Raw genomic sequence first — 9,387 nt, 5'->3', positions numbered from 1 at the left:
GGTCCGCGGTGGCCGGCGGCGGGCGCCGTGGCGCCGGCCGCGGCCTTGTCGAGCGCGGCGAGCACGACCGCAAGGCCGCCGGAGTGGCGCGCGGCCCGGCCCCCGGCCCGCGGCGCGGCACGGGATAGCCTGACGACGTGGTTTATGCCGCCATCCCCAGTCCGTCCCAGGGAGTAGTGCATCTGGGGCCGGTGCCGCTGCGCGCCTACGCCCTGATGATCATCATTGGGATCGTGGTCGCCGTCGTGGTCACCGGGCGGCGGCTGCGCGCCCGGGGCATCGATCCCGAGATCGCGAGCGAGGTCGCCTTCTGGGCGGTGCCGTTCGGCATCGTGGGCGCCCGGATCTACCATGTCATCAGCACCCCGGACGCCTACTTCGGCGCGCACGGGCACGTGGCGGACGTCCTGAAGATCTGGAACGGCGGCCTCGGCATCTGGGGGGCGATCGCCGGCGGCGCGATCGGCGCCCTGATCGCGGCGCGCCGGGTCGGCGTCAGCTTGGCGCTGTTCGCCGACGCGGCGGCGCCCGGGATCGTCCTGGCGCAGGCCGTCGGCCGCTGGGGCAACTGGTTCAATCAGGAGCTCTACGGGCGTCCCACCACCCTGCCGTGGGCCCTGAAGATCGATGTGGAGCATCGGACCGATCCGGCCGTGGGGCTCTACCACCCGACCTTCCTGTACGAGTTCCTCTGGAATCTCCTCGTCGCCGGCATCCTGTTCTATGTGGATCGGCGTCATCGGCTCGGTCGCGGCCGGCTGTTCGCCCTCTATGTGGCGCTCTACACCTTCGGCCGGCTGTGGATCGAGATGCTGCGGGTGGATACGGCGGACCACATCCTCGGTCTGCGGGTCAACATCTGGGTCTCCGCTGTGGTCTGCCTCGGGGCCGTGGTCGCGCTGCTGCTCATCCGCCGGCCGGTCGACCTGGACGTCTCCCCGGCCGAACAGCGGGAGCTGGGCCTGCACCGCGACCGCCGCGACCGCCGCGGCGCCGCGGGCGGTGACCAGCTCGACGCGGGCCACGCGGCACCCGAAACCGACGCGGACGACGACACCGGTCCCGGCCCTGGCGCGACCACCGGCGACCACGCGAACCCCGGTGACCACGTGAACCCTGGCGACCATGCGGATACCGGCGATCACGCCGGTGCCGGCGGCGACGCGACCACGGGCGGGCACCTGATCCGCGCGGAGGCCTCCGGTGCTGCCGCGGCCGCTCGTTCCGAGGCGCCGCCGGAGCGCTGACCCGTGCCTCGAGCGCGGTCGGCGCCGGTTTCCGGCACGCCTGTGGTCACGGGAATTCCCGCCGTAATACCGGCATGATGCCGGCTCAGGTCGGGAAGTGTGACGTTATACGGCTGTGACCTCGTGGACATATATGATCAAGGCGTATCGACGCGGCGCGTGGCACACTCGAATGAAGGCACCCGGGCCGCTGGGCCAGCGCCGTCGTGCCGCCGTTCCACCTCGGACAGCGTCGTCCGCTTCACCTTCAGCCCCTGAAGACGGACAGGACTTCGCCGGATGCCGAGTGCGCAAGGTCTCTACGACCCCACCTTCGAACACGATGGCTGCGGTGTCGGCTTCGTTGTCGACGTGCACGGCCGCCGCACCCACGAACTGGTCGATCATGGCCTGACCGTGCTGCGCAACCTCGACCATCGTGGCGCTTCCGGCAGCGATCCGGACACCGGCGACGGAGCCGGCATCCTGGTCCAGGTCCCGGACCTGTTTCTGCGGGACGTGGTCGATTTCGCGCTGCCCCCGGCGGGGCGCTACGCGGTGGGTATCGCGTTCCTCCCGCAGGTCGCGGGCGAGCGCGACGACGCGGTCCGGGTGATCAGCCGCATTGTCCGCCAGGAGGGCCTGCGGGTCCTCGGCTGGCGCGAGGTGCCGACGGTCAGCCACATCGTCGGGCACTCCGCCCGCGAGGTGGAGCCGCGGATGCGCCAGCTTTTCCTCACCGTCCCCGGCGAGGTGCCGGTGGGGTCCGCGGCGGCGGACGACGCCGAGTTCGACGTGGCCAACCTGGAGCGCCGCGCGTTCTGCGTGCGCAAGCGGGTCCGCCGGGAGACCGGCGTCTACATGTCGTCGCTGTCCTCGCGCACCCTGGTCTACAAGGGAATGCTGACCACCCACCAGCTCTCGGCCTACTTCCCGGACCTCGACGACCCGCGTTTCGCCAGCGCCATCGCGCTCGTGCACAGCCGGTTCTCCACGAACACCTTTCCGAGCTGGCCCCTGGCCCACCCGTACCGCTTCGTCGCGCACAACGGCGAGATCAACACCGTCCGCGGCAACCGCAACTGGATGCGCGCCCGGGAGGCGCTGCTGGCCAGTGACCTGATCCCCGGTGATCTGTCCCGGCTGTTCCCGATCTGCGCCGACGGCGCGAGTGACTCGGCGAGCTTCGACGAGGTGCTGGAGCTGCTGCATCTCGGCGGGCGCAGCCTGCCGCACGCGGTGCTGATGATGATCCCGGAGGCGTGGGAGAACCACGCCGAGATGGACCCGGCGCGCCGGGCGTTCTACGAGTTCCACTCGACGCTGATGGAGCCGTGGGACGGCCCGGCGTCGATCGCCTTCACCGACGGCACGATCATCGGCGCGGTCCTGGACCGCAACGGCCTGCGCCCGTCGCGGTACTGGGAGACCGACGACGGCCTGGTCGTGATGGCCTCCGAGGTCGGCGTGCTCGACATCCCGCCGCACCGGATCGTGCGCAAGGGCCGGCTGCAGCCGGGCCGGATGTTCCTCGTCGACACCGCCCAGGGCCGCATCGTCAGCGACGAGGAGATCAAGAACGAGCTGGCGACCGCCGCACCCTACGCGGAGTGGCTGCACGCCGGGCTGATCTCACTCGACGACCTGCCCGAGCGCGAGCACATCATCTACGGGCACTCCTCCGTCCTGCGCCGCCAGCAGGTCTTCGGCTACACCGAGGAGGAGCTGCGTATCCTCGTCGCGCCGATGGCCCAGGCCGGCGCGGAGCCGATCGGCTCGATGGGCACGGACACGCCCGTCGCGGTCCTCTCGACCCGGCCCCGCCTGCTGTTCGACTACTTCACCCAGTTGTTCGCGCAGGTCACCAACCCGCCGCTGGATGCGATCCGGGAGGAGCTGGTCACCAGCCTCGGGCGGCACCTCGGCCCGGAGGGCAACCTGCTCGCGCCGTCCCCGGCGTCGTGCCGGATGGTGCACCTGCCCTTCCCGGTGATCAGCAGCGTCCAGCTCGCGAAGATCATCGGAATCAACGACGACGGTGACATGCCGGGCTTCGCCTCGGTGACCGTCAGCGGCCTCTACGACGTCGACGGCGGGGGAGCGGCGCTCGCGGCCCGGCTGGTGGAGATCTGTGAAGGGGTCAGCGAGGCCATCGCCGACGGCGCACGCGTCGTCGTTCTCTCCGACCGCGACTCCGACGAGCGCAAGGCGCCGATCCCGTCGCTGCTGCTCACCGCGGCGGTGCACCACCATCTGATCCGGGAGCGGACCCGCACGAAGGTCGGGCTCATCGTCGAGTGCGGCGATGCCCGCGAGGTGCACCACATCGCGCTGCTCACCGGCTACGGCGCGGCGGCGGTCAACCCGTACCTGGCGTTCGAGTCGATCGACACCCTCATCGACGAGGGCGAGGTCACCGGGGTGACCCGGGAGCAGGCCGAGAAGAACCTGATCAAGGCGCTCGGCAAGGGCGTGCTCAAGGTGATGTCCAAGATGGGCATCTCCACCGTCGCCAGCTACACCGGCGCGCAGGTCTTCGAGGCGATCGGCCTCGCCCAGGAGTTCGTCGACTCCTACTTCGTCGGCACGCCGTCGCGGCTCGACGGCGTCGGCCTCGACGTGATCGCCGACGAGGTCGCCGCCCGGCACCGCCGCGCCCACCCGCGGGTCGCCTCCGAGTTCGCCCACCGCGGGCTGGAGGTCGGCGGCGAGTACCAGTGGCGCCGCGAGGGCGAGATCCACCTGTTCAACCCGGAGACCGTGTTCCTGCTCCAGCACGCCACCCGCACCCGCCAGTACGACGTGTTCCAGCAGTACACCGGCAAGGTCGACGAGCTCTCGCGGCAGAACTCCACCCTGCGCGGCCTGTTCGACCTGCGTGCCGGGGTTCGCCCGCCGGTGCCGATCGAGGAGGTCGAGCCGGTCTCGGAGATCGTCAAGCGGTTCGCCACCGGCGCGATGTCCTACGGCTCGATCAGCGCCGAGGCGCACGAGACCCTCGCCATCGCGATGAACCGCCTCGGCGGCAAGTCGAACACCGGCGAGGGCGGCGAGGACGCCCGCCGTTTCGTTCCCGACGAGAACGGGGACCTGCGCCGCAGCGCCGTCAAGCAGGTCGCCTCCGGCCGGTTCGGCGTGACCAGCGACTACCTGACCAACGCCGACGACATCCAGATCAAGATGGCGCAGGGCGCGAAGCCCGGCGAGGGCGGCCAGCTGCCCGGTCACAAGGTCTACCCGTGGATCGCGAAGACGCGGCACTCCACCCCGGGTGTCGGCCTGATCTCCCCGCCGCCGCACCACGACATCTACTCGATCGAGGACCTCGCCCAGCTCATCCACGACCTGAAGAACGCCAACCCGAAGGCCCGGGTGCACGTCAAGCTGGTCGCGGAGGTCGGCGTCGGCACGGTCGCCGCCGGTGTCTCCAAGGCGCACGCCGACGTCGTGCTGATCTCCGGGCATGACGGCGGCACCGGCGCGTCCCCGCTGACCTCGCTCAAGCACGCCGGCGCCCCCTGGGAGCTCGGGCTCGCCGAGACGCAGCAGACGCTGCTGCTCAACGGTCTGCGCGACCGGATCGTCGTGCAGGTCGACGGCCAGCTCAAGACCGGCCGGGACGTGATCGTCGGCGCGCTGCTCGGTGCCGAGGAGTTCGGGTTCGCCACCGCGCCGCTGGTCGTCGCCGGCTGCGTGATGATGCGGGTCTGCCACCTCGACACCTGCCCGGTCGGCGTCGCCACCCAGAACCCGGTGCTGCGCGAGCGGTTCACCGGCAGGCCGGAGTTCGTCGAGGCGTTCTTCACCTACATCGCCGAGGAGGTCCGCAGCTACCTCGCGGCGCTGGGCTTCCGCACGCTGCAGGAGGCGGTCGGCCGGGTGGACCTGCTCGACGCCCGCACGGCGGTCGAACACTGGAAGGCCTCCGGGCTGGACATCACCCCGCTGCTGCACATCCCCGAGCGGCCCTTCGGCGGGGAGCTGCACTGCACCTCCAGCCAGGACCACGGGCTGGACAAGGCGCTGGACAACTCCCTCATCCAGCTCTGCGAGGGCGCGCTCGACGATGGCCGCCCGGTGTGGCTGGAGATGCCGATCCGCAACGTCAACCGCACGGTCGGCACGATGCTCGGCTACGAGGTGACCAAGCGCTTCGGCGCCGCCGGCCTGCCCGACGACACGATCCAGCTGCGGTTCACCGGCTCCGCCGGCCAGAGCTTCGGCGCGTTCGTGCCCCGCGGCATGACCCTGACCCTCGAGGGCGACGCGAACGACTACACCGGCAAGGGCCTGTCCGGCGGGAAGATCTTCGTCTTCCCGCCGAAGGAGTCGCCGCTGCGCGCCGAGGAGAACATCGTCGCGGGCAACGTCCTGCTCTACGGCGCGACCGCCGGCGAGGCGTTCTTCCGCGGGATCGTCGGCGAGCGGTTCTGCGTGCGCAACTCCGGCGCGACCGCGGTCGTCGAGGGTGTCGGTGACCACGGCTGCGAGTACATGACCGGCGGCACGGTGCTGGTGCTCGGGCCGATCGGGCGCAACTTCGCCGCCGGGATGAGCGGCGGCGCCGCCTACCTGTACGAGCCGGTCGAGGCGCGGATCAACCGGGAGATGGTCGACGTCGACGAGCTCGACGCCGCCGACGAGGCGATCGTGCGCGACCTGCTCGTCCGGCACCGCCGGGAGACCGGCTCGACGGTCGCCGCCCGCCTCTACGCCGACTGGGACAACGCCCGCGGGTCGTTCCGCAAGGTGATGCCGCGGGACTTCAAGCGGGTGCTGGCGGCGACGCGCCGGGCGCAGGAGCAGGGCCTCGTCGTCGAGGAAGAGATCATGGCGTCGACCCGTGGCTGACCGCCTCGCACCCGGCGCCCCGACCGTACTTTCCCGACAGGACCCGACCGTACTTTCCCGACAGGAGCGGCATGGCTGACCCGACTGGCTTCCTCAAGCATGGCCGGGCGCTGCCGACCCGGCGGCCGGTCGACCTCCGCCTCCAGGACTGGCAGGAGGTCTACCAGCCCTTCCCGGAGGCGGACCTGCGCGCGCAGGCCGCCCGGTGCATGGACTGCGGCATCCCGTTCTGCCACAACGGCTGTCCGCTGGGGAACATCATCCCCGAGTGGAACGACCTGACCCGGCGCGGGGACTGGACCGACGCGATCGAGCGGCTGCACGCGACGAACAACTTCCCCGAGTTCACCGGGCGGCTGTGCCCGGCGCCGTGCGAGGCCGCCTGCGTGCTCGGTATCGGTGACGACCCGGTGACGATCAAGCAGGTCGAGGTCAGCATCATCGACCGGGCCTGGGCGGACGGGACCGTCGTCCCGGTGCCGCCGTCGGTGCGCACGGGCCGCCGCGTCGCGGTCGTCGGGTCGGGCCCCGCCGGCCTCGCCGCCGCCCAGCAGCTCACCCGCGCCGGCCACGACGTGGTCGTCTACGAGCGGGCCGACCGCGCCGGCGGGCTGCTGCGCTACGGCATCCCCGAGTTCAAGATGGAGAAGGCGGTCCTCGACCGGCGCCTCGCCCAGATGGAGGCGGAGGGCACATCCTTCGTCACGTCCTGCAACGTCGGGGTGGACATCAACGCCGACGAACTGCGGTCCTCCTACGACGCGGTGGTCCTCGCCGGCGGCTCGACCGTCGGGCGCGACCTGCCGGTGCCCGGGCGCGAGTTCACCGGCATCCACCTGGCGATGGAGTTCCTGGAGCCGGCGAACCGGGTCGTCGCGGCCGACCTGGCCGAGGCGCCGATCACGGCGGCGGGCAAGCGGGTCGTCATCATCGGTGGCGGCGACACCGGCGCGGACTGCCTGGGCACCTCGCACCGCCAGGGCGCGGTGTCGGTGCACCAGCTGGAGATCATGCCCCGGCCGCCGGAGCTGCGGGCGCCGGCGAACCCGTGGCCGTCGTTCCCGATCCTCTACCGGGTGTCCAGCGCGCACGAGGAGGGCGGCGAGCGGGTCTTCGCCGTGTCCACCGAGCGTTTCCTGGGCGACGACGACGGCAACGTGCGGGCGCTGCGCATGCACGAGGTGTCCTTCGTCGAGGGCCGGTTCGAGAAGGTCGAGGGCACCGACGTCGAGCTGCCCTGCGAGCTGGTGCTGCTGGCGATGGGCTTCACCGGCCCGCAACGCCCCGGTCTGCTCACCGACCTGGGTGTCGAGCTCGACGCCCGGGGCAACGTGGCGCGCAACGCCGGCTGGGAGACCTCCGTGCCCGGCGTGTTCGTCGCCGGTGACATGGGCCGCGGCCAGTCGCTGATCGTCTGGGCGATCTCGGAGGGCCGCTCGGCGGCCGCGGCGGTCGACCGGCGGCTGATGGGCCGCACCGACCTGCCGGACCCGATCACTCCGACCCGTCGCTGAGTGACAGGACGCGGGGGAACCCGATCGGGAGCGATCCGGATGAGTGGTCCGAACGTGCGCGCCGCGTGATGAACCACTGTGATCTGGCTTGCTCCCGATCGGATGTGCCCGGATTGACCGAGATCCGCTGTGGGGGACGGCCCTGGTGGCGGTACCGTCCTGACCCATGAGGCTCGTGCTGCTCGGCCCCCCGGGCTCCGGCAAGGGAACGCAGGGCGCCCGCATCAGCGCCCGGCACGGCATCCCGTCGATCTCCACCGGCCAGTTGTTCGACCGACAGATCTCCGCGGGTACCGACCTCGGGCGCCGCGCCGAGCGGTATGTGCGGGCCGGTGAGCTCGTGCCCGACGAGATCGTCCTCGACATGGTCGCCGACCGGCTCGCCGAGGGGGTGGACTGCGCCGCCGGGTTCCTCTTCGACGGCTTCCCCCGCACGCTGGCGCAGGCCGAGGCGCTCGACCGGATGCTCACGGCGAGCTGCGGCCCGCTCGACGCCGTCGTCGACCTCGACGTGGACGTCAACGAGGTGCTCGACCGCATCCGCCGCCGCGCCCACACCGAGGACCGCGTCGACGACGCCGAGGACACCGCGCGGCGCCGGCTGAGCGTCTTCGCGCAGGAGACCGCGCCGCTGCGCCAGCACTACGGCGAGATCGGCCTGCTGCGCACGGTCGACGGCACGGGCAGCCCCGACGAGGTCGCCGTCCGGATCGAGCGGACCCTCGCCGCCGTCGCCCATCCGGAGCTGCCGCTGCGCGGCTAGAGTCACCCGGCCCGGGGAGACCCCGGCCGGGAGTACCTGGTTCTCCCGCGCGATATCTTGGGCGCGGTGGGCGAGAGCGTGCAGGAGCGAAGCGGCAGCCGCGGCCGTCTCGCGCACGTGGCGCTGGTGGCCGTCGTCGTCCTCTGCGGGTTGCCGCTCGTCGTGATCTTCACCGCGTCGCGGACGGTGCTCAACCCGTCGTTCTACTCGCAGTCACTGAACCGGGCGCACGCCTATGACCGGGTGTACACCGAGGTCCTGCCCGACCCGGCGGTCGACACCCTGCTCGCCGGCCTGCCGATCGACTCCACCCTGGTCACCGCCAACCTTCGCACGGTCCTGCCGCCGGCCACCGTCCAGGAACTGACCGACGAGCAGATCACCCGCGTCGTCGACTACCTGCGGGCCCGCACCGACGACGTCGAGCTCGCCGTCGACCTCCAGCCGATCTTCGGCAACATCTCCGGGCTGGCCAACCGGTACATCGCCGGTGAACTCGGTGCCGGCACGACCTACCGGGTCACCTCCGTGCAGGACTTCACCCACGGGGTGCTCGGCGCCATCGACGACATCAGCGCGGGCCGGGTGCCGACGTCCCTGCCGACGATCGAGCTGACCGCGCAGGACACCGACCGGCTGCTGCCCCTGGTGCTCGACCGGGTCGACCCGGCCACCCGGGCCACGGTCGAACCGCGGCTGCGGGCGATGCTGCGCAGCGGCGACCTCGCCGGCGCGCTCGCCCTGATCGGCCCGCAGATCTTCCAGGGCGACGAGCGGGCCACCGCCCGGCTGCGGACCTCGCTGCACGGCTCGACCCTCGACCTCGGGCTGCGCCTGTCTGACCTGCGCGGCGAGCCGGCGATCCGCGCCGTCGACCGGCTGCACGACGTCTGCGCGGCGCTGTGGTGGGTGACGATCCTGCTCGCCCTGGCCACGGCGGGCGCGCTGGGGGGGATCGTGGTGCTCGCCGGGCGGCGCGGGGTGTCGCGGGTGCGGGCCGGCGCCGGGGCGGTCCTCGCGGCCGGTCTTGGCG

4 protein-coding genes and 1 pseudogene are annotated in these 9,387 nt (G+C 71.8%); all 5 read left to right on the top strand.

What is annotated here, in order from left to right; genetic code table 11:
- Positions 1 to 137 precede the first annotated feature (137 nt).
- A complete protein-coding gene (gene lgt, locus MXD58_RS12800) occupies positions 138 to 1,247 on the top strand; it encodes a prolipoprotein diacylglyceryl transferase (protein ID WP_248840278.1) in 1,110 nt (369 codons plus the stop codon).
- 279 nt (positions 1,248 to 1,526) lie between these two features.
- Positions 1,527 to 6,077: a glutamate synthase large subunit gene (gltB, locus tag MXD58_RS12795; RefSeq protein ID WP_248840279.1), complete on the top strand. Its 4,551-nt coding sequence runs from the start codon at positions 1,527 to 1,529 to the stop codon at positions 6,075 to 6,077.
- A 71-nt stretch (positions 6,078 to 6,148) separates the two neighbouring features.
- Entirely contained in the window at positions 6,149 to 7,591 is a 1,443-nt protein-coding gene (locus MXD58_RS12790; RefSeq protein WP_248840280.1) for a glutamate synthase subunit beta, read from the top strand.
- A 166-nt stretch (positions 7,592 to 7,757) separates the two neighbouring features.
- Positions 7,758 to 8,354 (top strand): adenylate kinase, encoded by a 597-nt coding sequence (locus MXD58_RS12785; RefSeq protein WP_248840281.1) that lies wholly within the window; start codon positions 7,758 to 7,760, stop codon positions 8,352 to 8,354.
- Between the two features lie 78 nt (positions 8,355 to 8,432).
- Positions 8,433 to 9,387: pseudogene (locus tag MXD58_RS12780) on the top strand (hypothetical protein); the annotation flags it as partial.

Origin of the sequence: Frankia sp. AgKG'84/4 (assembly GCF_023242965.2) — a bacterium.
Lineage (GTDB): Bacteria > Actinomycetota > Actinomycetes > Frankiales > Frankiaceae > Frankia.
The sequence above is the reverse complement of the archived record's forward strand: the minus strand, read 5'-3'. Positions and strand labels throughout refer to the sequence as shown.

Coding starts and splice junctions, on each gene's coding strand:
- gltB (WP_248840279.1), top strand. CDS start 1,527: ATGCCGAGTGCGCAAGGTCTCTACGACCCCACCTTCGAACACGATGGC.
- MXD58_RS12790 (WP_248840280.1), top strand. CDS start 6,149: ATGGCTGACCCGACTGGCTTCCTCAAGCATGGCCGGGCGCTGCCGACC.
- MXD58_RS12785 (WP_248840281.1), top strand. CDS start 7,758: ATGAGGCTCGTGCTGCTCGGCCCCCCGGGCTCCGGCAAGGGAACGCAG.